Source organism: Salisediminibacterium halotolerans, assembly GCF_003814815.1.
Classification (GTDB): domain Bacteria; phylum Bacillota; class Bacilli; order Bacillales; family Salisediminibacteriaceae; genus Salisediminibacterium; species Salisediminibacterium halotolerans.
Window position 1 is genome coordinate 164,064 of record NZ_RKQQ01000002.1, and the last position, 23,419, is coordinate 187,482.

The following is a 23,419-nucleotide window of genomic DNA, read 5'->3' on the forward strand; positions in this document are numbered from 1 at the left end:
TTTTAGGTTGCACCGAAACAGGTGAAATTATTCCTCTCATTTCGTCAGCATGATCTTGGTTTTCTTCGATCGTTTTGCATTTATAATTGGTAGGCAATAAGAAAAGGGTGTGCTAAGATTTTAAACGAATGAGCACAGTGGAGGTGTATGGGACGTGAGTTTAGCGCTGTCGATTGAGAAACCTTTATTTTTAAGTTCGACCCGGCCTTTGATGGTTCGCCAGAACGGGCATGATATCGGATATATTAAGCGCTGGTACCGCAAAACAGCTGCTAATAAAGCCTATGATCCGAAAGATCAAGTGCATGTTTCGGTATTTGCGAGAAATTATGAAATTGAAATTACAGAAAACCGCTCTTCGTTTGCAAGAGGAAAGCAATGGGAGATTCGCATCGCGGGAAATTTTACCGGCTTCCTTGTAAACAATGAATCGTTGAAAGATCCGCACGCGATCAAGCTGCAAGTGCCGGCGCTCCCGGAAATTGCCGCAGAAGCGCGCGGGAAAAACAGCGGGGAAATTGCAATCGACGGAGAAGTTTGCGGTGAAACATATCGGGCGGGGCGTTATATTCCGACGAAATACGAAGCCGCTTTAAACGGCTTGCCGCAAGAGATAGATCCGCTTTTAGTTGCGGGCATTCTTTATGTATATTGGCTCGCTATGTAAAAAGAACACGAATTGCCGCGGGACGTTCAATCATTTCTGTTTGTCTGATCGCAACAGGGAGACGATGATGACGATTGCTGCTGCTGAGAGAGCAAGAATAACCAGGCTGTAAATCGAGAAACCGTCCGTAATCATCAGTGTTCCGTGACGGATGGCATTGATCGCAATAATAATAATGAGCAGTATATTGAAAATGCTCGTCCGGTCCATATAATCATCCTTTCGCTTAACTTTTAGTCGTTTTGATAATACCATATATTGATCATGCAAAACAAAAGTAAAACCCGAAGACATCAGTCGTCTTCGGGAAGCTCTTCTACGTTTATATAATCAATGAGAAACTGGCCGTCTTCGCGGATTAAATCAGCGATAAGGATAAAGCTGTTTTCGATTCGCCCCTCCGCTTCTTGAGATGAAGCAATCAACGAAAATTCGCTCCGATATGTAAAGGAATCGTGACTGAACGAGCTTGTCTGTTCTTTTAGAAAATCCAAGCGGATATTTTGCATCCCCGGATTCCCGCTCCGGAAATCTTCGATTGACCTTTCCCCGTAAAGCGTATCAGCAAAGAAATACTCTGTCTCTGCAGACGGCTTCCCGTCAGCCGGGAAAGCAGCTTGCAGGTAATCCGCAGTCAGTGATCGTCCAATTGTTTTTGCCTCATCTGCCGTTAAATCATCCTGACCGAACGTTTCCGCTGACTGGAATTTGCTTACGGGCATATGTGCCGGTGTATCGGAATCACCTTCGACGGCGCGGAATTCGATAAGTGAATAAGCGGTCATAAAACTCAAAACCACAACAAGAATGGTTAAAATAAAAACGCGCTTCATGTTTCTCCCTCCAAGTAATCCTAACCTATGGAGGTTTCATTCCTTTTTTTCAGGCAGCCTAAACGTTTTATGTCGACGTTTCAAGCAAAATGCGGCTGGTTTTACTCGGTGACGATCTTTAAATAACTAAAAAACCGGAACGGCTCATGTGTCATGAGTACCAGTCCGGCTTTTAATGTCTTCAACGGTTTGTTCAACTTCGTCACGGGAGATTTTTTCGCGTCCGTCACGCAAAGCTTTCAGTGTTTTTTTTGCCAGTGCAAGCGGGATGTTGCAAAAGAGGGTGATACTGCGGTTTTGAATGTCTTTTAAATAGGCATCGCCTTTTGCGAGATTTGTTTCTGCGTAGTGAAACAGATCGGCGCGCGACCAGCCGTCAGGGACAAAGCTGACTCCGCGCTCGGCGTCTTCATCTTGGTTGCGGAGAATATTGACTGTCTGCAACCCCCGTCCATAGCCGATTGCGAGCTGGTAATCCGTTTTGGTGCCGTCGTACCATTCCCAAATGTCTGAGAGCATCACACCGACAAGGCCGGCTACGTAATAAGTATAGTCGTCTAAGTCTTCTTCGGTCTCAATGTGCCAATTTTTATCAGTCCACGATGCCATGCCGCCGGCCATAATCGAGGTAGATTCTTTAACTTTCGGTTTCGCCCCTTCAGGACAAACGTCAAGCCAATCTGCCAGGCGCAAGGTGACATGCGGAAGGTAGTCTTTAAAACCGGCTGTCAGAGCATCATACGCCGAACGGTTAAACGTATCTTCACATAACAGCGCTGCTGTACCGCGCAAAAGGTGGGCCTTCGTATCATTGTTTAAATCAGGGTGATCTTCAATTTCATCAACTGCACGCATGCATAAGTAAGCAGACGCAACGGCGTGTTTCATGTCTTTTTCGAGCAGGGTAATCGGGATGTAAAACGTTCGGCTCGTCAACTTGAGCATCCGCATAGCATCTTTTTCAAGCTGTTTAGTCGCATTCACGGGAGCGTCTCTCCTTTAATTCGTATTTTCCGTCACGTATCTGTATTTCATTTTACATGACGGTGAGCTTGTTGTCATTGGAATTCCAGAATGTTCTGTTGCAAACGAGTCAAGTGGCTAAATCACTTGCAATATGCGCCATGACAACATCGGCAATATTATCTTGTCCGGCGATGTAGAGGCTGCGGCATCCGACAGCATCTTCCATTTCATTAAAGAGCGGATGCCCGTTTTTGTCGAGTAAAAAATCAAGGCCGACGAAATCAAGCTGAAACGCTGAGGTGATTTTTTCAACGATTTGGCGCTGGACTGCAGTCAATTCAACAAGTTTAGATGATCCGCCTTGTGAAATGTTTGCGCGGAAATCAGTTGATGATTCGCGTAAAACAGCTGCGATGATTTTTCCGCCGACAATATAAACGCGCAAGTCTTTGCCCGGCTGTCCGCCGACAGGCTGCTCGATCACCTGCTTTGGCAACGCGGCGCGGATGGATGCGGGCGAATCACTGATATTTAAAAGTTTAACGCCGGTGCCCCCGCGGCCGAGCGGGTCTTTAGCAATGATCGATTGATTTGTGCGTTCATCGAGAACTTGAGTTAAAGAGCAGGCCCGTGTCGGAAGCATCGGAACTCCGAGCTGATGCAGGTGAGCGTGAGCGAGCCGTTTATCATTTGCTATTCTTGCAATATTTGCGCGATTGTAACAACGGATTCCCATCACTTCGGCCGCTTCATTTAACCAAGGCGCGACCGCACGGTTTATAATAAATGCCGGGGGGGAAACGCCGCTGTTCGAATCAGTTCCGGCATTGCCGGCTGTTAATTGGAAATCGATCGATTCATACGGTTTTACTGTCAGGTCAAGAGCATATTTTTTTGCCGCATCCTCGAGCAAATCAATAAAACGGCGATTGCGGGCAATATCCTTTTCGCGGTAAACGAGCCACCCTTTGCGGCCGTTCATGATTTAGACCCCTTTACTGTCAACGTAGCTTCGATCCAATCCAGCATCGGTTCAGCCACATCGATACCGGTGCATTCGTATATACTTCGGATATGCGGGTTTGAATTCACTTCACAGACGACAGAACCCTTCGTCGTTTTTAAAAGATCTACACCGGCAAAATCCGTTCTGCACGCCTTTGCGGCAGCAACAGCAAGCTTTTTTTCGTCATCTGTCGGCTCGTATTGTTCCGTTTCTCCGCCGGAACTTACGTTTGCGCGAAAATCGTTTGCTGATGTTCTGAGCATGGCAGCCGCGACTTTTCCGCCGATGACATTTAATCGCCTGTCTTCACCGGAACTTTCGCTGATAAACTGCTGATACAGATGAGGTTTGCCTGCAAGTTCCTCGGCTTTGTCGGCTAGTTCTTTTTCTGATCGGACGAGATAAACTTGCTGTCCGAATGAGCCGAACGCTTCTTTAACAACGAGCGGAAAACCGAGCAAAGAGGCGATCCGTGTTAGGTGACTGCGGTCCGTTAAGGGCATGCCCGGATAAATCATCGGCGCGCAAATCGTCTTCGGCTGCGGGAGATCAAACTGAGTCAATTTTTCATGCATCAGACGTTTGTCATCGCAAATCCCGATCGCGCCGCTGGAATTGTAACTTCGGATCCCGAGCTGTTCTAATTGCCGTAATAAGATTAAATCTTTATCCGCTGCATGAATAAAATCGGGCGGATAAGTTGCGGGGAAATCTTTTGAAGCGTTGAGCGGCGGAGAAAACGTGTCAAACTGCGCAAGCAGCTGTGTGTTTGCAACGGCATCAACCATTATCCCGCGCTTTTCTGCCTGATCTTTAAACCATGCGAGATAATCAAGGAATTTTTCAGTTTGTAAGTGGCTGTTATAAAGAAGCCATCCGTGTAATGCGGCCATTCGTCAACGTTCCTTTCCGCAGCTTTTCTTCGTTTTAGTCATATGAATCGATCATGTCATGTTTGTCGTGTAAAATCAATAAAGAAAGAGGTGAGAGATAGAGTGATGACAGTAATGGAAGCATCGGATTGGCTGCAAGAACGACAAGCGGCGGGAATCAGTTACTCGCTTGATCGGATCGAAGCCGTTTTGGATCGGATTGACCGCCCGGATAACAAGTTGAGCGTGATTCATATTGCCGGAACGAACGGCAAAGGAACGGTCGGCCAATATTTATCTAATGTGTTAATTATGAACGGATTAAGAGTCGGCAGTTTTGAAACCCCTTCATTCGGGGAAGTGTGGGAGCAGCTTCAATATAACGGGAAGGGGATCGATTCATCTCAATTCGCTGAGGCGCTGTCGAGCATCGCCTCCGAGATTGAAAAGGTCGAAAATGTTCGTAATGAGCTGGTGAGTCCGTTTGAAGTGATGACAGCGTTAGCTTATTACATGTTTGCACATGTTTTGCCGACAGATGCTGTTATTATTGAGGCAGGTATGGGCGGCAGATTGGATGCGACAAATGCTGTGAAACGGCCGAAAGCAACGGTGATTACGAATGTTGATTTTGATCATGAAGTGTACTTGGGAAGTGCGCTTGCGGACATCGCTTTTGAAAAAGCAGGGATAATCAAAAACTCAGCACCGGTTTTTACTGGAGCAACAGAGCCTGCACTCAGTGTTATTGCCGAAACGGCAGCAAGCAAAGGGACGTACTTAGTTGAACCGGAAACTTTTAAACCTTCTTCATGGAACGAAGAAATTATCGCACCGGTCGATCGGATCAATGCTGCGCTTGCAGCAGAAACAGCCTGCTATATGCTCGCACATGTATATGCTGTTATGCCGACTGAAACAGAAGTCCGCCGCGCAATTCTTGCGACGTCGCTTCCGGGCCGAATGGAGACGATGCAGCAAAACCCGACAGTGATCGTGGATACAGCCCACAATCCTGCAGCAATAACAGCATTAACAGAAAAACTGACACATGCTGACTCGTTTCGCTTTGTTTATGTTTTGTTTGCAGCGATGAAAGACAAGAACTATCAAGAGATGCTTGCTGTTTTAAATGAAGCAAAGTTCAATAAACAGGTTTTTTGGTGTTCATTTCATGATTATCGTGCGGCAGAACCTAATGATTATGAAGCGAGAGAAGTTAACGCCGCGGTGGGATCGGGAGACAGCAAAGAACTTTTGACAAAGTTGCTTCGTGAAGCAAAAAGAGAGGATGCTGTTTTAATAACCGGTTCGCATGCATTTGTCTCTTATATGCGTAATGTTTGGAAAAACTGAGTATTATGTACTGAAATTCAGTCAGTCCTAAAAATTTACTGGTCATTTGGTTCAAAAAATTGCTTTAATATGGTAATGTGAGGTATAAAATATCATAACGCAGCTTATAAAAGGAGGGGAGTTTGATCAAAAACAGAAAAAAGTACTCGATCTATTTTTCCTGGTTGATTGTTTTCCTTCCTTTTTTAGTTTATACATTGGCAGAAACTGCTGCAGTATGGCGAGAACATGACGTTTCTATGCTGTTATTCAGTTTGTTAATTTCTTTAGTCAGCCTTTTCCCGATTCAAATGCGCCAATCGACGCTTGTTCCGTTTCACGGAGTTTCTTTGGCTGTTTTTTTGCATTACGGCTTTTTTTCGGAGTTTTTAATTACCCAGCTTGCTGTATTGATTATTATGCTGAAGACGATTAAAACGAAGGGCGATTTGTTTCGTCTTCCGTTAAATTCGCTTATGTTCGGCATTACATCGGCGTCGGCTGCAGCGGTATTTTACTTAAGCGGCGGTGTGACAGGAGAAGTCGCTTCGTCAGCAGTTACCGCACAAGCGCTCCCGGTCTTGTTATACGTTTTCACGTTTTACGTTTTAAACCATTTGATTCTTTATCTCATCAAACGTTTGTTCGTCGGCTATTCGAGGCCGCGTTTTTTTGATGATGCATTGAAGTGGGAAGCCATATCAGTTTTATTTGTTTTTCCTTTTGGCGTGATTCTGGCGTTATTATACGCGTCGGTCGGTGTAACCGCGATCGTTCTTATCGGTTTGCCGCTTTTATCGGCAGCAGCAGTATCGAAAACGTATTATTCGAGCAGGACATTGAATGATTTATTAAAACAAATCAGTGAATTCGGCCAAGAAATGAACACATTGGGTGACGAGGATGTGATCGTTCAGCGCTTTTCTGACACGTGCCGGGAACTGTTCGGCTGCGATGAGATGATCATGTATGATCCGGCGAACGATGCATCCGGCAAACTTCATATCACTTACATACAACAATTTGCTGAACGGCCGGCGAGAAATGAGTGTGAGATCGACAGCGTCAGCAGAAACGTTTGCCGGGCAGGCGAGCCGCTTTGTTTCGGGACAAAAACAGAACGGGATCATTTAGGGAAAGATATTTTCCGTACTGATATTCAATCGGTGCTCAGCGTGCCTGCTGTGCGCAATCAACAAGTTACCGGCGTGATCACGCTCTTATCTGTTAAAAAAAATCAGTATTCAGCTTCTGATCTGATGCTGCTGGAGATTTTGGCAAATTATTTGACCATCGCTGTGCAAAATGTCCGACACTTAAAAAATATCCGCGAAGAAAGTACGCGCTGCGGATTGACGAATTTGTACAATTTCCGCTACTTTGAACAGCTGCTGTTAAATGATTTTCACCAAGCGGACAAATCATACGCGATTATATTGCTGGATTTAGATTATTTTAAATCAGTCAACGATTCATTCGGCCATCACGCGGGCAACGCTGTTTTAAAGCAAGTCGCCGATGTTCTCGAAGATAATGTCGGCAGCGAAGGCGTAATTGCGCGCTATGGCGGAGAAGAGTTCGTCATTCTCATACCGGATTGCCGTACTGACAGAGCGGCCGCAGCTGCCGAAAAGCTCAGGGCAGAACTGGCAAATCAGCTGTTTTTTGTGACCGAAGACCTTGCTGCTCATGACGGTGCAACAGTCCGTCTCACCGCAAGCTTTGGAATAGCTGGAAATACAGCTGAAGATGACCATCCGATATCGGTTTTACGAAACGCTGACAGAGCGATGTATCTCGGCGCAAAAAATAAAGGCCGTAATAAAGTCTCCACATTCGGGGCTTAAAACTTCCTTCCAGATAGTTTTTCTTTTATAGGAGATACGTCTGAATGACTTTTAAATCATGCGTGGGTGATTTAAAATGAAATTGCGATGTATAAATGACAGGATGTGAAAGAATCATGACACACGCAGTCTTTTTTTTAGCCGGCTTAATCATCGCGGCGCTTGCGCTCAGTTTCGCTCCATCCGTATGTTCCCGGAAGATGACGGCTCTTTCGACTGCGGCGGGAGCTTGCAGCGCCGCTGTTATGGTTGTACTTACGGAACTGTATAACGCGTGGTTCGCTGCGGGTGCAAGTTTTCTTTTTGCCGCCGCGGCTGCTTTGTGGCTGACAGAACGTTTTCGCGAGAGCAGTCGGTCAAAGGAGGGGGAAACCGCTCTTTATAGCGGTAAAACAGCTGATGACCAAGAGTTTTCATTAACGGCCAGTGACAAAGCATATCCTGCCGGAAAAGAGGCTGACATGAATAAAGGCATAAACGAGCAGAACGATGAGTCAGATTTGGAACTCTCAGAGTGGTTTGAACCGAAACGCCGAACACTCCTTTCAGCGGAAGATGAGAACCGTGAGTACGATGAAAATAAAGATTTGCCGCTGCGAGGTTATACAGTTGATGAAACGTTGCACACACAAAGAGAAAATATTGCTGCGTCAGCTGATAACTTATCCGGACAAAATCAGGAAAAATCTTACAGTGATCACAAACGGCGGGAGCTGTGGGCGCGTTTAGAAGAGGATGCAGCTCAAGAAAACGACTGAGGGGGCGTCGGACATGGAAAAGCAAAAATGGTTTGCCGGCGTATTTGCTGCCATCACAGGAATTGCCGTCTTTTTAACGTTATTTACATACGCCGGGAGCGCGACTTACGCTCATTTGTTCGGTGAAGAACATTTCTCTGAAGACCGTCAAATCGCATCAGCTGATGTTTCCGGAATGTCCGTTTCAGAAGCGGAAACACACATCGAAAAGCAAGCGCAGACATGGATCAATGAGTCGGACTTAGTGCTGCAATGGTTCGATGAGCAGTTAACGGTGAGTGATACTATCGTTGATATTGATGCAGAAGAAACTGTAAACGAAGCACTAACTAACGACGGCGCCCAATCAGGCCTCGTTTCACACGTGGAGGAAGATTCGCTGGCGGAAGAAGTAAGCAGATTCACCGGACTTGCGAATTTTACGGAGCGGGTAGATTTACCGAGCTTAAAAGCTGCAATAAAAGCTGAACTGTCCGCTGCTCCGGCAAGCGCACAAATTTCGCTTCACGATCACAAGAATCCGGGAACAGCACCTGGCAAAACGATCGTAGCCCGGGCCGAGCGGGATGCAGCGTTAGACGGTGAAGCTTCGGAGTGGATCGGTCAACTTGGCGAATTCACTATTGAAGCAAACAGCAGTTATTCTTTTCGTGACATGTTAAATGAACAGGGGATAGTTTATCACGGCGGCGAAAACGCTGCGGTTTTAAGTTCAGCAGTTTTTGAAACATTCGTGCAGTCAAATTTTGATATTGTTGAACGTCACATACGTCATGAACGTTTTGACGCTGTTCCGCTCGGCTACGATGCAGCTGTGACAGACAACGGCAAAGATCTTCAAGCGGAAAATGTCAATGATACGTCCTATACGCTTCGCTTTGATTCAACCCCTGAAGGCTTTGCGGTTGAACTTGAAGGATACGACTGGCCGTATGCGATTGAAACGGGTACAAAGACAGAAGAACAGATTGAGTACGATACGCGGGTCCGTTTTGATGACCAGCTGCCTCCGGGTACTGCCGAATCAATAAAAGACGGGAAAGAAGGAGAGTTCATCCGCCTGACCCGTTCGTTTCTTGATGAAGCAGACGAAGTGATTCGAGAAGAAACTGTCAGCGAAGATTTTTATGCTCCGCAGCACGCTTTAATTGCGCGAAGCACGGAGGAAGCACCAGAAGAACCGCCGGCAGAAGAGCCGGCCGAACGAGGTTTGAACGGCGGTACAGGTGAAGCGGGCGGAGAACAGGAGACAGATGCTCCGGTAAACGGCCAGCCTGATCGCGGCGAGCGCCCTGAAGTCAGCCCGCCGGCCTCTGACCGTGATGCTGGGGAAAATTCGTTTTATCAAGAACCGGCAGGTGATGAATCGGACGATACAGATGAAGAAGATACGCTTAATCGTGAGTCCGGTTCGTTTCAACCCGGCAGCAGCGGAATCGATGAAACCGATGAACGGCCGCTGAAAGGGCGTTAACAGAAGGGAGCGTCTGTGATGGAGACTCGCAAGCGACTCGGCGATCTGCTAGTTGAAGCCGGGGTTATAACTGCTCAGCAAGCAGAAGATACTGTTGCTTCCAAAGGACGGCAAAAACTAGGGGATGCGCTGCTTGATCAAGGGTTGATAAACGAGGGAGAGCTGATCGATGTGCTGGAATATCAGCTTGGTATTCCCCGTGTTCATTTAAATGAACAGCCCGTCGATGAGCAAACGCTGAAACTTGTCCCTGAAGAATTTGCCCGGCGGAACTTAGTTTTTCCGCTGGGGAAAAAGGGGAATCGGCTGCAAATTGCGATGGTTGATCCGATGGATTATGTCGTCCTGGAAGATTTGCGGATGGCGACAGGGTTTGACATTGACCCGGTGATTACGGGAAGAAACGATGTTAAAGAAGCGATTGAAAGACATTACAGTACAGCAGAAGAAGCGGAAGTAAACGTCGAAGTTGCAGATGACTCAGTGAAGGAATTAATGGCAGCCGACGATGATGAAACAGAAGCGCCGATCATCCGCACCGTGAATCAGCTTCTTATGACCGGTTTAAGAAAACAGGCAAGCGACGTTCACCTCGATCCGCAAGAAACGAAAGTTTTAATCCGTTACCGGATCGACGGTGTATTGCAAACCGACCGGGCACTGAACAAACAGCATCAAAACGAGATCATTGCCCGGATAAAAATTATGGCGAATTTAAATATTACTGAAGTTCGTCTGCCGCAAGACGGGCGGGTCAAAGTGACGATGGACGGTAAACCGGTCGATTTACGAATATCGATTATGCCGACAGTGTTTGGGGAAAAAGTTGTGATTCGGATTCTTGATATGAGTGAAGCGATCAAAGCGCTGGATGAATTGGATTTGAACTCATTGAATCTTGAGCGGTTCCGCGCGTTGATCCGCCGTCCGTCCGGGATGGTGTTGCTGACGGGACCGACAGGATCAGGCAAGACGACGTCGCTGTATGCCGCAATCAATCAGCTGAACACAGAAAAAGTCAATATTATTACGATCGAAGACCCGGTTGAATATCAAATGACCGGCATTAATCAAGTGCAGGTTAACCCCGATATCGGCTTAACGTTTGCGAATGGCCTCCGTTCAATTTTGCGGCAAGATCCGAATGTTGTCATGGTCGGCGAAGTGCGTGACAAAGACACAGCGGAAATCGCTGTAAGAGCCTCGCTGACAGGTCACCTCGTATTCTCAACGATCCATACGAACAGCGCTGTGGCGACGATTCCGCGACTGATCGATATGGGGATCGAACCTTTTTTAGTCATGTCTAGTCTATCGGGCATTGTTGCCCAGCGGCTCGTACGTAAGGTGTGCCCTCAGTGTGCCGAGACGTATGAACCGACAAAAATGGAGCGCGAGGCATTTGAAAACCGCGGCATGACTGTGAATGGCTTAAAACGCGGTGCCGGTTGCGAAGAATGCCGATACAGCGGATACAAAGGACGGATGGCGCTGCATGAAATACTTCTGGTTGATGATGAAATCCGCCGAAAAGTGCTCAATGAAGAGCCGATCGCCCATGTCCGCGATTATGCTTACGAAAACGAAATGATTTTTCTCGTCGAAGACGGTTTATTAAAAGCGAAAAAAGGTGAAACAACAGTGGAAGAAGTTTTCCGGGTTGCAATTGACGATTAAAGCATAACATGGCTGAAAAAGGGGACACTCAGATTGAAAGAGACGATCGAGAAATTGCTGCGACAAGCTTATACCGACGGGGCATCAGACCTGCATTTAACGGTAGGAATGCCCCCTGTCTGCCGTCTGCATGGGGAATTGAAGACGATGGACGAACCGGTTCTTACCCCGCAAACAACAGAAAGCATTGCGAAGACGCTGATTCCGGAAGCACTTTGGTCGTCGTTTGAAAATAAAGGCGAGCTCGATTTTTCCTACGGATTGCGCGGGGTCTCGCGCTTCAGGGTGAATGCGTATTTTCAGCGGTCCTGCATCAGTTTGGCTGTTCGGGTTGTGCCGACTTCTGTACCGACAATCAAGGAACTCGGGATGCCGGAGCGCTTAAAGGCCATCGCAGAGAAACCGCAGGGCCTTGTGCTAGTTACCGGGCCGACGGGTTCGGGAAAGTCGACGACACTGGCAGCGATGATTGACCATATGAACAGGCATCTGAAACGCCACATTATCACGCTTGAGGATCCGATTGAATATTTGCATACACACCGCTCATCGATTGTCGATCAGCGCGAGGTCGGGTTTGATACGCGAAACTTTGCCAACGGTCTGCGGGCAGCTTTGCGCCAAGACCCGGATGTGATTTTAGTCGGTGAAATGCGCGATCGTGAGACGATCGCTACCGCGATAACAGCGGCTGAAACAGGTCATCTTGTTTTAGGCACGCTGCATACGACGGATGCGCCGTCAACGATTGATCGGATAATCGATGTTTTTCCGCCGGAACAGCAAGATCAAATTCGCATTCAGCTTGCCTCGGTGTTGTCTGCGGTGATCTCACAGCGCTTGTTGCTGACAGCTGAAGGAAACAGCCGCACAGCAGCGACGGAAATGTTGATGAATACGCCTGCGGTCCGCAATTTAATCCGCAATGAAAAAATTCATCAAATCCCGAACGTGATGCAGACAGGGAAGGCAGAAGGAATGCACACGCTGGAAATGGCCGTAAAAGAGCTGCTGCGAAACGGTTTGATTTCTGAGGAAACGGCGTCATACTTTTCAGCTGAGCAGGGGATATAATGGCATTTTATTTGTACAAAGGACGCAGGCGAGACGGCGCGCTGGTTGAAGGAAAAGTGAAAGCCGCGACAAAAGAAGAGGCAAAAGAAAAAGCGGCGCAAAAAAAGCAGCTGTCCATTCAATCTGTCAGCAAGCTGGAAGGGGTTCTTTATCAAGATATTGACTTTTTCAAGCGGGTGACATCAAAAGATATGGTGATGTTCTTGCGGCAAATGACAACGCTTCTTCAATCAGGGATCTCTTTAGTGGACAGTGTGCGGTTATTGGCGAATCAATCCGCGAGCAACGTGTTGCGAAGCACACTCACTGACGTTGAACAGGATTTACGACAAGGAACGAGTTTGTCGCAAGCGTGTGAAAAACACCGGACCGTATTTTCAGCGATGATCGTCAACATGATTCGCGCCGGAGAAGCGGCGGGAAACCTTGATGAGATTTTTGAACGCTTAGCGGCATATTTTGAAAAGCAGCACCGCACAAAGCAAAAAGTTATCTCAGCTGTCGCCTACCCGGCAACGCTCGCTGCAGTATCTCTTGCGGTCGTCAGCTTTTTGCTCGCGGTTGTCGTCCCGTCTTTTGCGGGGGTGTTTGCCGGCTTTGGTGCGGAGCTGCCTCTCATTACCCGTGTTGTTCTCGGCGCCGGCGAATGGATGCAGTCGTGGTTTTGGCTGATCGTTCTTTTGTTTGCGGCGGCTTTGATCGCGTGGAAATGGATGTCTCGCCGGCCGGAAACGAAATATTATCGTGATTATCTGCTCTTAAAAACCCCGGTTATCGGCAAGATCTTGCAGAAATCAGCCCTTGCGCGAATGGCCCGGACGTGGAGTTCTCTGTTTGCCAGTTCTGTCCCGGTGCTGCAGGCCACATCGATTGTTGAGCGGATCGTCGGCAATGAAGTATTGGCCGGTGTGATCCGTTCTTCGCGCAACTCGCTTGAACGCGGCAGATCAATCGCTGAACCGATGGCCGCGCATTGGATCTTTCCGCCGCTTGTTTCGCAAATGGTCACTGTCGGGGAGAAAACCGGTGCGCTTGATCAGATGCTCGAAAAAGTGGCTGAATTTTACGAAGAAGAGGTCGATCAGGCGGCAGAAAGGCTGAAAAGTTTGCTTGAACCGCTGTTGATCGTCATACTTTCGGTCGTCGTCGGTGTGATTGTGGCATCGATCGCTATTCCGATGTTTGAAATCTTTGATACGATTGGTTAAACTTGAACTGTTCACTCAGAAAAACAAATGATTTCTTAAGAGACGCTATGATAAAGCAGTTGTATGTGGGCACTTGACTGTTTTGGAGCGAGCAGTGCAACCGGCTCGGCGTTTAAGATGTCAGCCGGTTTTTCTATTGTTCAATTTATCGTTCGGTGAAAAGAACACCGGGTCGAAGACGTTTGTTGCAGGCAGCCGTGTCGCGAGAAGATATTTTTTTGGAGGGAACAAGAATGAAAAAACGTTTACAGCAATTGAAAAATCAAAAAGGGTTGACGCTGGTCGAACTGCTCGCCGTCATTGTCATCTTAGGCATTATTGCCGCGATCGCCGTGCCGGCAATCGGCGGAATTATTGACAACGCCCGCGAAGATGCGCATGAATCAAACGCGGAATCGCTTTACAACGCTGCACGCTTGGCGGTAACAAGTGAGAACCTGACGGACGGGGAAACATTTTCAGGTGTTGGCAGCGATGATCATTTCGATCTCGTAGAAGAAGGGTATCTGGACAGCAATATGATCGATCCCGAATCGGATAATGACGAGTATGAGACCGCTCAAGTTGAATACACGCCGAGCGATGAAGGTGACAGCATGAGTCAATATACAATAACACTTGATGGTGAGGATTATTATATTTCCGGAACTATCAGTGACATCCGCAGCGGAGATGCTGAAACTACGTCTGCTGATTAAATGACATATTTATCAGCCGCCGTTCAATGTGAGCGGCGGCTTTTCTTTTCACGAAAATCGGGAAATCGGTTTATTATCAGCAGGAAACCTTCTATAATAAGGAATAGATACATATGCTTAGCATCGTAATAATAGCAAGAGAATGGAGCGGCGGCGATGGATGTGTTTTGGGTAATTTATATGGCGGCGGTTGGCGCTGTTTTAGGTTCGTTTTATAACGTGGTTGGAATGAGGACACCGATCAGAGAGCCGTTTACAACAGGGCGCTCTCACTGCCCTCATTGTCAGCGCCGGCTGAGCGGACTGGATTTAATCCCGGTCGTTTCCTGGCTGTTATTACGCGGGAAGTGCCGTACGTGCGGCAGAGCCATTTCGCCTGTGTACCCGCTGACAGAAGCGGTGACAGCGTTTTTGTTTGCTTACAGTTATTACGTATTCGGGTTTTCGGCGGAACTGGCGGCAGCCCTGATATTCGTCTCCCTGTTAGTGATCATTACAGTATCTGATCTGTACTATTACGTTATCCCCGACCGTGTATTAATCTTTTTTGCCGTGCCGGTCGCGGCTGTCCGGCTGGTCATCGCGCCGCTAGATCCGTGGTGGTTAGCCATTGCCGGAGCTGTTATCGGTTTTTCGCTTCTGTACATATTAGCGGTGATTTCAAACGGAGGCATGGGCGGCGGCGATATTAAGCTGTACGCTGTGATCGGCCCTGTTCTCGGCGTGACCGGAACGCTTCTTTCCTTATTTTTTGCCGCTTTAATCGGTTTAACCGTCAGTTTAGTGTTTTTAGGCAGAAAAGTGACCCGGAAAACCGCCGTTCCATTTGGACCGTTTATCGCCTGCGGCGCACTGATCGCTTATTTTTGGGGAGAGCAATTTCTCGTGTTTTACCTCGAAACATTTTTATATTCACGTTTATAACATAGAAAGCGGGTTTTAACATGCTGTCGTTGTCCGGGAATCTGAAAAGAGGATTTATTGTGCATGATCATGTGATCCGGTTTGCCGTTTCCAGAGGCGGTAAAGCCGATCAGCTTCAAACGGTATATGAGCGTTATTTGCCGCCGGATGTGATTCGCAACGGAAATATTATTGAGTCGGAGACGTTATTGACGATTTTGGCTGAATGCCTGCATAACTGGCGGATTAAGCGGGGGAAGGTGTTTTTAATCTTGCCCGATTCGTTAAGTATTGTCAGGCGTCATCAGCTCCCGCGTGAAGTGAAAACAGATGACATTACAGGCGAATTGTATCAAGAACTCGGCGCGTCGATTCATCTTCCGATTGACGATCCCGTCATCGACTGGCATTTGATCCGGCAAACGGACGCACAAAACGATGTGCTGTTATTTGCGATGTCCGAAGCGGCGCTTGAAGAGTATTTGCAAATATTTCGGCAGCTGAAACTGAAACCGCAGGCAGCAGACTTGGCTGATTTGTCGCTGCATCGTTACTTAGAAACGACGAACACTGCCGATCTGTCCGGGACGTACGCGATGATTCGCTGTTATCCGCACGCCGTAAACGTGAGTATTTTTCAGGATGATTGTCCGCTCGTAATGCGCCACCTGATGACGGAGCTGCCTAAGACGAAATGGAGCCGCTTTGCCGACGGCGGCGAAGAGTTAATGATCCGTCAAGGCGAGACGGAAGAATTAACGGCGGCTTGGCAAGAAAATATCAAAGAGATTTTCCGCCTGTTCACGTATTATCGTTATAATTATCAAGACGGAGAAGAGGGTGTCGAGAAAATCCTTTTAGGCGGCGATCATCCTGATTTAGCATTATTTGAGTCTATGCTGAAAGAGCAAAGCGATTTGCCCTTTATGACGTCAGAAACCGCAGCGGTTGAATTTAACGGACAGTTTATTCCCCTGTCTCACGCGGAAGTGATTGGCTTGACGATGAAAAAAGAGGTGTAGGCATGTCAGTTGAAATCAATCTTATTTCTGCAAAAGACAAAACAGATGCCGCATTTCGGCCGGCCGTCATTTTGTTTGTCCTTCTTCTCGTTTTGGCACTGCTGTTAACGGTTCTCTACGCAAGTCACATTCGCGAAGAAACAGCGGATAAAAAAGAGGAGCTCGATCATTTGCGGGCGGATACGGCCGAACTGGAGAATTCGCTTCAAGATCTGCAGGACGGCGGAGTTAAGGAACTCGAAGAAGCAGAAGAGGAGCTGACGGCAAACACGGTTCCGCACAGTCCTGTCCTGCAAGAACTCGTCCGCGCTCTGCCGGAAGAAAGTATGCTGTATTCCTACGATTACAGTTATCCGCACCGGATCGATATGAAGGTTGTTCTTTTTGATATAGGAGATGCGGCTGCTTACCAGCACAGACTGAATGCATTTTCCTGGACGAATGACGCGCGCTTGGATTACGCCGAAGGAGAAGAGCCGGGAAACGTCGTTACGGAAAATGATGAAGAGACAGGTTTAACCGCTGAATTGGAAACGGAAGATATTGAACCGAGCAGACCGCTTTGGTTTGAAGACTATTTGCCGCACTATTTTTCTTCTTACACGATCGAACTGGATACGAAGATGACAAACGAAGAATTAGCTGATGAAGAAATCGTTGACTTGCCTCCAGATGATGATCCGGGAATAGCGGATTTTAACAACGATCAAGAAGCACTTAACGGCGAAACGGGTGAGGAGCTGGCTGATGATGACTGAAGGGCGAAAAAAAGCTTGGGTATTGCTTGGCCTGGCGGCTTTGGCGTTCATCTCTCTTGTGCTCATGTTTCTGCTCGTGCTGCAGCCGGCGTTAAACGATCGCGAAAGAGCGGCAGACCAATTGGAGGAAGAACGGCAGTTAGCTGATTTGCTTCAAGCGGAACTGACAAGCGCAAAAGACGATCAGCCGGACGATCGTCAATCGCAGGATATTCAGCAGTCTTTACCGGTCATCAGACAAACAGATCAATTTATTTCCGGGCTGCACACTGCCGAAGAGCTGGCGGGTGTAAGGATCGCGGATATTTATATGACGTATGGTGAACCTGCCTTTGAAGCAAGCGGCAACGCTGAGGATCGTGACGATGTTTCTGCAAATGCCGGAGCCGAAATGGAGTTATCTGCAGGTGCTGAGGTTCAAAAGCAAACAGCGCTCGTTGATGTATACGTCAGCCGTTACAGCGGATTGCTTCGGTTTTTAAATGAGGTTGAATCGCTCCAGCGTCTGACGAATATAGAAATGGTGCATATTTCTGAAGACAGCCGCGAAAACGAGTGGATTTTTGACGGGAATTCCCCGATACGTTTTGAAGTGAGCATCTCGTCGTATTACTACCCGGCGCTTGCTGATGAATTAGAGGATCAAGCGCCGCAGAGCGATTATGCGCCGTCTGGCGAGCGTGAGCAGCCGTTTCTCCCTTAGCTGCATTGAACGAAACGGCTAATCGGCTGTAACTAGAACATGTAAAGAGACTTAAATTTATTATGGAAGGAAGGACGATCCATCATGACCGTCAATCAAGAAAAAAAGTACCGAACTGAAAAGGACTTAATGGGAGAGAAAAAAATTCCCGCTTCTGCTTATTACGGGATTCAAACCGTCCGCGCGAAGGAAAACTTTCCGATCACCGGTTATCCGCCGCATAAAGAACTGATTAAAGCGCTCGGCTATGTAAAAAAAGCGGCCGCGATGGCGAACCACTCCGTCGGCGGGCTCAGTTCCAATATTGCTGAAGCCGTCATCGATGCAGCCGATGAAGTAATCGCCGGCAAACTGGACGACCACTTCGTTGTCGACAGCATTCAAGGCGGAGCAGGGACTTCATTTAATATGAACGCAAACGAGGTTATTGCCAACCGTGCGATCGAATTGCTCGGCGGTGAAAAAGGAAATTATCTGATGGTCAGTCCGACATCGCACGTTAATATGGCGCAGTCAACGAACGATGCGTTGCCGACAGCAATTCATTTGGCTTGTTTGAACTTGTCGAACGGCTTGATTCACGAATTGGGCCGGTTAATTTTTGCGCTGAAGGAAAAGGAAGACGCCTTTGACGATGTGATCAAAATGGGCCGCACCCACTTGCAAGATGCCGTCCCGGTCAGGCTCGGGCAGACGTTCGGCTCTTACCGGCGGCTGATGGAACGCGACTTAAAACGGATTCAGCGTTCTGTCGATCAGCTTTACGAAGTGAACATGGGGGCGACGGCTGTCGGAACCGGATTAAACGCAATGCCTGAATACATCGACGAAGTCACGAAAAATTTGTCAGAAATAACAGGGATGCCGTTTAAGCGTGCGGAACATCTGGTTGACGCAACGCAAAATACCGATTCGTACACGCAGCTGTCTGCAACGATGAAAATTATGGCGATCAATTTATCAAAGATGGCAAACGACCTCCGCCTTATGAGCTCAGGACCGCGCACAGGATTTAATGAGATTAATCTCCCGCCCCGTCAAGCCGGATCATCGATTATGCCCGGAAAGGTTAATCCGGTGATGTGCGAAGTGCTTAATCAAGTGTCCTTTCAAGTTATGGGTAATGACCAGACGATCAGTCAGGCTTCAGAGGCCGGTCAGCTTGAACTGAATGTGATGGGGCCGGTGCTTGTCTTTAATTTATTGCAGTCCTTCACGGTTTTACAAAACGGGGTCCGTGTTTTTAACGATTACGCTGTCGAAGGCATCGAAGCCAATGCTGAACGCACGAAAGAAATGGTCGAAAACAGCGTCGGTATCATCACGGCGATCAATCCGCACGTCGGCTATGAAACGGCGGCCCGGATTGCTAAAGAGGCGATTGAAACGAACCGGCCTGTCCGGGAAATTTGTATTGAGCGCGGGATATTAACAGCTGACGAGCTTGATCGAATCATGGATCCGATGGAAATGACCAACCCGGGAATAGCCGGGAAGAGTCTGTATGAAAAAGACACAGATGACAAATAAAGAAAAAGAATTGTAATTAGCGAAGAGGTCCAGTAATATAAATACTGTAACCTCTTCTTTTCTGACAAACGAGTTTGATACGAAAAGGAGCGGTCCTCGCATGAAACCTTTCATCTTAGCCTCACAATCTCCAAGACGAAAGCAGCTGCTCGAACAGGCAGGTCTTTCATTTACAGTCATTCCGAGTCAAATGAACGAGCACTTCAACTTAAACGTTTCTCCTGAAGAAGCTGTTGCGCAGCTAGCCGGTGATAAAGCGCGGTCGATTCTCGAAAAATATCCAGATCAAATCGTCCTCGGTGCTGACACGGTGATTGCGATTGACGGCGAGATACTCGGAAAACCGGCCGATCGCGCCGACGCAGAAGCGATGCTTCGACGATTTTCGGGAAGAACGCATGACGTGATTACGGGAGTTGCGCTTGTTTCCGCTGCAAAAGAAACGGTGTTTGCAGCAAGAACAGAAGTCACATTTTTCCCGTTAACGGACGATGAAATCAACGAATATATTGAGAGCGGTGAACCGTTCGATAAGGCAGGTGCATACGGGATTCAAGGATTGGGGGCGACCCTGGTCGAAGGGATTTCGGGCGACTATTATGCTGTTGTGGGGCTTCCTCTGGCGAGAGTGTTTCGCGAGCTGCGCGCATTTAACGCGCGCTGAACTTTACAGCCGATTGGGCTGAATACCGGGAGGGAGCAAATACCTTGAACTCATTAATGATTAAAGATGTACCAAAATCAGAACGTCCGCGGGAGAGAATGTTAAACAGCGGTCCGGACGGGTGTACGAATCAGGACCTGCTGGCGATTTTATTAGGGTCAGGTTCGAAAACGGAGTCTGTGCTGCAGCTTGCTGCCAGAATATTGCAGACGTTTGACGGGCTGAAACGCATGAAAGAAGCGACGATCCATGAACTGATGGAAATACACGGAATCGGCGAGGCGAAAGCTGTTCAGCTTCGTGCCGCCCTTGAACTCGGCAAAAGGATTCAAGCCGTGCCGTCTGAGGACAGATACGTTATCCGCTCCCCGGAGGATGCTTCGAATTACGTCATGAATGATATGCGGCATTTGTCGCAGGAACACTTTGTAGTGATGTATTTAAATACGAAAAACGAAATCATTCATTATCAGACGATCTTTATAGGAAGTCTTAACTCCTCCATTGTCCATCCCCGCGAAATTTTCAAAGAGGCCTTTCGGTATTCTGCGGCTTCAATGATATGCGCACACAACCACCCATCCGGCGACACCGCTCCCAGTCCTGAAGATATTGACGTTACAAAACGGCTCGTAAAAGCCGGCAGGACGATCGGGATCGAAGTGCTCGATCATTTAATCATCGGCGACAACCGTTACTGTTCGTTAAAAGATAAAGGATATATTTAACATTTGTTTCCCCTCACCTCCATATACAACCGCACCCCGTTATGTTAGGATAAATTGAGTATTTTTCAAGGGATAAATAAAAACTCTACTCAATCGGATAATCTTTGTATATAATGATAGTTACGGTCATTTTAAATGGCAATCAACCACCCAAATGACCAATTGGATGTGGAGTGAAGGGAGAATCAGATAGATGTTTTCAGGCTTCTCGAAAGATTTAGGAATTGATTTAGGAACAGCGAACACACTTGTCTATGTAAAGGGTAAAGGGGTGATTCTGCGGGAGCCGTCTGTTGTGGCGATTCGCAGAGACACGAATAACATCGAAGCGGTCGGAAACGACGCGCGCAATATGATCGGCAGAACACCGGGCAATATTGTTGCGATCCGTCCGATGAAAGATGGTGTTATTGCTGATTTTGATACGACTTCAACGATGATGAAGCATTTTATTCAGCAAGCATTGCGAAACCGGTCGATTTTAACGCGCAAACCAAACGTGATGGTCTGTGTGCCTTCAGGCATTACGGCTGTTGAAAAACGGGCGGTTGAAGATGCCACTAAACAAGCGGGCGCAAAAGAAGCTTATACGATTGAAGAACCGTTTGCGGCAGCGATCGGTGCAGATCTTCCTGTTTGGGAGCCGACGGGCAGCATGGTTGTCGATATCGGCGGCGGAACAACAGAAGTAGCGATCATTTCGCTCGGCGGCATTGTCACCAGTGAATCTGTACGGATTGCCGGCGATGAAATGGATGAAGCAATTGTCCAATACATTAAGAAGAAATACAGCCTGATGATCGGGGAACGAACGGCAGAAGCGGTTAAGTTTGAAATCGGCTCGGCGTCGACTCCGGAAATAGATGAAGAGATGGAAATTCGCGGACGTGATCTAGTCAGCGGATTGCCAAAAACGATTACGATAAACGCGGGAGAAATTTGCGGTGCGCTGTCAGATACAGTTTCACAAATCGTATCGACTGTGAAAAATACGTTGGAACAGTCTCCCCCGGAATTGGCGGCCGACATTATGGACCGCGGCATCGTATTAACCGGCGGCGGTGCGCTTTTGAAAAATATTGACACGGTTCTTAGTGATGAAACGAATATGCCGGTTTTAGTTGCAGAAGACCCGCTCGATTCGGTCGCAATTGGTACTGGAAAAGCGTTGGAAAACTTACACTTGTTCCGCTCGAGAGCCGGGATTACGGCAAGATCGAATCGATGACCATAAGAAGGTGAAAGCATGTCCCCATTTTTTTCGAACAAAAAGCTGATTGTATTGCTAGTATGCATTATTTTACTCGTCGCACTCGTCGGTTATTCGACGAGCGACCGTAAAACGTTGACTTGGCCGGAACAACTCGTTCAAGACTCAGTCGGGACGGTGCAATCAGCCTTCTCCAGACCCGCTCACCTTGTGGCGGGTTTCTTTGGGAATATTCAAGATATTCGAAACGTATATGAAGAAAACCGGATTCTGAAAAGCCAATTGGATGATTACGCATCAACCCAGGTAGAATTGGAAGAATTGCGCCGTCAAAACGAAGAGCTCCAGGGTCAACTCGATTTGGAAGAAGATTTATTTGATTATACGTCCCGTTCGGCTCTTGTTATTCAACGTTCTCCCGATCGTTGGAATGAACAAATCGGCATCAACAAAGGTTCACAGAACGGCATAGAAGAAAATCAGGCTGTTATGACATCGAAAGGTTTGATCGGCAAAGTTGATCAAGTCTCACAATTTTCGGCGACGGTACAGCTGTTAAGTGATACCGATGTGACAAACCGTATTTCAGCAATTGTTTCAAGTGACGAAACGATCCAAGGTTTTATCGAAGGGATCGATGAAGAAACCGGTCATTTGCGATTCAGTAAAATTGATATGGAAGCTGACTTAGAAGACGGTCAAACCGTGTCTACCTCCGGGCTCGGAGGTGTGTTTCCTGCAGGTCTGGAAATCGGTGAAATCGTCGATTATGAAAACGACGAGTACGGATTGACGAAAACCGCGTTTGTTGAACCGTCAGCTGAATTTTATCATCTCGATCACGTCATGATTGTTGATCGCAGCGCTTCTGCACTTGAAGAGGAGATCGATCCGGCCTTGACCGGGGAGGACGATGAGTCATGATTGTTCGCTACGGTTTTTTTCTGCTCCTGTTTGCTGTTTTAGTCTTTGAGGGTACCGTTTATCAAGTATTTGCTCCGGATTTTTACGGGTTTCCTTATTCGCTTATACCGCGGTTTTTGTTTGTCATGATCGTTTTTGCCGGTATTTATCGCGGCCGGGGCTACGCTCTGTTTTACGGCATTCTTTTCGGAGCGGTTTATGATATTGTGTATTCACAAGTATTAGGTGTCTACACATTCGGCATGGCGTTTTTTGCCTACATATTGTCCATGCCGATCCCGGCGATAAAGCGAAGTCTTCCCTTGACGGTCACGTTAATTATGGTTGGATTCATCTTGCTGGAGTATTTTGTTTACGGCATGATGATTTTGACAGAGTCTACCGAATTGCCGCATAACATGTTCTTGTATAACAGGCTGCTGCCTTCTGCAGTAATGAATGCCTTGTTTATAACGGTGATAGCTCACCCATTAAGGCTCTGGTTTGAATATATCGAGCGGCATCAAAACGATTTTTAACATTCCGTATCAGCTAAAACAGATGAGTATACTCGAGAGGGGCA

Annotated in this window: 24 protein-coding genes and 1 riboswitch; of the genes, 19 read left to right on the top strand and 5 right to left on the bottom strand. The window is 47.5% G+C overall.

Features of this window, described 5'->3' with window-relative positions; all coding sequences use genetic code 11:
• The first annotated feature begins 154 nt into the window (after positions 1 to 154).
• Positions 155 to 667: a hypothetical protein gene (locus EDD67_RS03685; RefSeq protein WP_121439044.1), complete on the top strand. Its 513-nt coding sequence runs from the start codon at positions 155 to 157 to the stop codon at positions 665 to 667.
• Positions 668 to 697: 30 nt separating this feature from the next.
• On the opposite strand, the gene EDD67_RS03690 is transcribed toward EDD67_RS03685, so the two are convergent.
• The 5 genes from EDD67_RS03690 to EDD67_RS03710 form a co-directional block, all read right to left on the bottom strand.
• Complete coding sequence (locus tag EDD67_RS03690) at positions 698 to 877, bottom strand: hypothetical protein (RefSeq protein ID WP_093072059.1); 180 nt, start codon at positions 875 to 877, stop codon at positions 698 to 700.
• Between the two features lie 83 nt (positions 878 to 960).
• The gene (locus EDD67_RS03695) at positions 961 to 1,500 is read right to left on the bottom strand and encodes a hypothetical protein (RefSeq protein WP_121439043.1); all 540 of its coding nucleotides are present in this window, start codon (positions 1,498 to 1,500) and stop codon (positions 961 to 963) included.
• Positions 1,501 to 1,644: 144 nt separating this feature from the next.
• Positions 1,645 to 2,484 (bottom strand): squalene/phytoene synthase family protein, encoded by an 840-nt coding sequence (locus tag EDD67_RS03700; protein ID WP_242005930.1) that lies wholly within the window; start codon positions 2,482 to 2,484, stop codon positions 1,645 to 1,647.
• A gap of 109 nt (positions 2,485 to 2,593) precedes the next feature.
• A complete protein-coding gene (locus EDD67_RS03705) occupies positions 2,594 to 3,448 on the bottom strand; it encodes an ATP-grasp domain-containing protein (RefSeq protein ID WP_121439042.1) in 855 nt (284 codons plus the stop codon).
• Positions 3,445 to 4,365 (bottom strand): ATP-grasp domain-containing protein, encoded by a 921-nt coding sequence (locus EDD67_RS03710; RefSeq protein WP_121439041.1) that lies wholly within the window; start codon positions 4,363 to 4,365, stop codon positions 3,445 to 3,447. The genes EDD67_RS03705 and EDD67_RS03710 overlap by 4 nt, the downstream gene beginning before the upstream one ends.
• Positions 4,366 to 4,470: 105 nt before the next feature.
• Here EDD67_RS03710 and EDD67_RS03715 point away from each other — a divergent pair, with 105 nt between their 5' ends.
• From EDD67_RS03715 to mreD, 18 genes are all read left to right on the top strand, one after another.
• Positions 4,471 to 5,700, top strand: a complete 1,230-nt coding sequence (locus EDD67_RS03715) for a bifunctional folylpolyglutamate synthase/dihydrofolate synthase (RefSeq protein ID WP_242005941.1) — start codon at positions 4,471 to 4,473, stop codon at positions 5,698 to 5,700.
• Positions 5,701 to 5,822: 122 nt separating this feature from the next.
• Positions 5,823 to 7,526 carry a sensor domain-containing diguanylate cyclase gene (locus EDD67_RS03720; protein WP_121439039.1) on the top strand — a complete coding sequence of 568 codons (1,704 nt, stop codon included), beginning with the start codon at positions 5,823 to 5,825 and terminating at the stop codon, positions 7,524 to 7,526.
• Positions 7,527 to 7,642: 116 nt separating this feature from the next.
• Positions 7,643 to 8,284 carry a hypothetical protein gene (locus EDD67_RS03725; protein ID WP_121439038.1) on the top strand — a complete coding sequence of 214 codons (642 nt, stop codon included), beginning with the start codon at positions 7,643 to 7,645 and terminating at the stop codon, positions 8,282 to 8,284.
• Positions 8,285 to 8,297: 13 nt separating this feature from the next.
• Positions 8,298 to 9,758 carry a VanW family protein gene (locus tag EDD67_RS03730; RefSeq protein ID WP_158638148.1) on the top strand — a complete coding sequence of 487 codons (1,461 nt, stop codon included), beginning with the start codon at positions 8,298 to 8,300 and terminating at the stop codon, positions 9,756 to 9,758.
• Between the two features lie 18 nt (positions 9,759 to 9,776).
• The gene (locus EDD67_RS03735) at positions 9,777 to 11,435 is read left to right on the top strand and encodes a GspE/PulE family protein (protein ID WP_121439036.1); all 1,659 of its coding nucleotides are present in this window, start codon (positions 9,777 to 9,779) and stop codon (positions 11,433 to 11,435) included.
• Between the two features lie 33 nt (positions 11,436 to 11,468).
• The gene (locus EDD67_RS03740) at positions 11,469 to 12,509 is read left to right on the top strand and encodes a type IV pilus twitching motility protein PilT (protein WP_121439035.1); all 1,041 of its coding nucleotides are present in this window, start codon (positions 11,469 to 11,471) and stop codon (positions 12,507 to 12,509) included.
• Positions 12,509 to 13,717, top strand: coding sequence for a type II secretion system F family protein (locus tag EDD67_RS03745; protein ID WP_121439034.1), 1,209 nt, complete (start codon positions 12,509 to 12,511; stop codon positions 13,715 to 13,717). Before EDD67_RS03740 ends, EDD67_RS03745 begins: the two co-directional genes overlap by 1 nt.
• Positions 13,718 to 13,748: 31 nt before the next feature.
• Positions 13,749 to 13,832: riboswitch (cyclic di-GMP riboswitch) on the top strand.
• Positions 13,833 to 13,950: 118 nt separating this feature from the next.
• Entirely contained in the window at positions 13,951 to 14,415 is a 465-nt protein-coding gene (locus EDD67_RS03750) for a type II secretion system protein (RefSeq protein WP_121439033.1), read from the top strand.
• A gap of 156 nt (positions 14,416 to 14,571) precedes the next feature.
• Positions 14,572 to 15,339, top strand: a complete 768-nt coding sequence (locus EDD67_RS03755; protein ID WP_121439032.1) for a prepilin peptidase — start codon at positions 14,572 to 14,574, stop codon at positions 15,337 to 15,339.
• 59 nt (positions 15,340 to 15,398) lie between these two features.
• A complete protein-coding gene (gene pilM / locus EDD67_RS03760; protein WP_158638147.1) occupies positions 15,399 to 16,340 on the top strand; it encodes a type IV pilus biogenesis protein PilM in 942 nt (313 codons plus the stop codon).
• A gap of 2 nt (positions 16,341 to 16,342) precedes the next feature.
• Positions 16,343 to 17,098, top strand: a complete 756-nt coding sequence (locus tag EDD67_RS03765; RefSeq protein ID WP_121439030.1) for a hypothetical protein — start codon at positions 16,343 to 16,345, stop codon at positions 17,096 to 17,098.
• Positions 17,091 to 17,801 carry a hypothetical protein gene (locus EDD67_RS03770; RefSeq protein ID WP_123875797.1) on the top strand — a complete coding sequence of 237 codons (711 nt, stop codon included), beginning with the start codon at positions 17,091 to 17,093 and terminating at the stop codon, positions 17,799 to 17,801. Before EDD67_RS03765 ends, EDD67_RS03770 begins: the two co-directional genes overlap by 8 nt.
• Positions 17,802 to 17,885: 84 nt before the next feature.
• Entirely contained in the window at positions 17,886 to 19,331 is a 1,446-nt protein-coding gene (locus tag EDD67_RS03775) for an aspartate ammonia-lyase (RefSeq protein WP_121439028.1), read from the top strand.
• A 100-nt stretch (positions 19,332 to 19,431) separates the two neighbouring features.
• Positions 19,432 to 19,995, top strand: a complete 564-nt coding sequence (locus EDD67_RS03780) for a Maf family protein (RefSeq protein WP_121439027.1) — start codon at positions 19,432 to 19,434, stop codon at positions 19,993 to 19,995.
• 56 nt (positions 19,996 to 20,051) lie between these two features.
• Positions 20,052 to 20,723 (top strand): RadC family protein, encoded by a 672-nt coding sequence (radC, locus tag EDD67_RS03785; protein WP_121439175.1) that lies wholly within the window; start codon positions 20,052 to 20,054, stop codon positions 20,721 to 20,723.
• 193 nt (positions 20,724 to 20,916) lie between these two features.
• On the top strand, positions 20,917 to 21,951 hold the full coding sequence (locus EDD67_RS03790) for a rod shape-determining protein (RefSeq protein WP_093072043.1): 1,035 nt from the start codon (positions 20,917 to 20,919) through the stop codon (positions 21,949 to 21,951).
• 18 nt (positions 21,952 to 21,969) lie between these two features.
• Positions 21,970 to 22,857, top strand: a complete 888-nt coding sequence (mreC, locus tag EDD67_RS03795) for a rod shape-determining protein MreC (RefSeq protein WP_093072042.1) — start codon at positions 21,970 to 21,972, stop codon at positions 22,855 to 22,857.
• Positions 22,854 to 23,375: a rod shape-determining protein MreD gene (mreD, locus tag EDD67_RS03800; RefSeq protein ID WP_093072041.1), complete on the top strand. Its 522-nt coding sequence runs from the start codon at positions 22,854 to 22,856 to the stop codon at positions 23,373 to 23,375. Before mreC ends, mreD begins: the two co-directional genes overlap by 4 nt.
• The last annotated feature ends 44 nt before the right edge of the window (positions 23,376 to 23,419 follow it).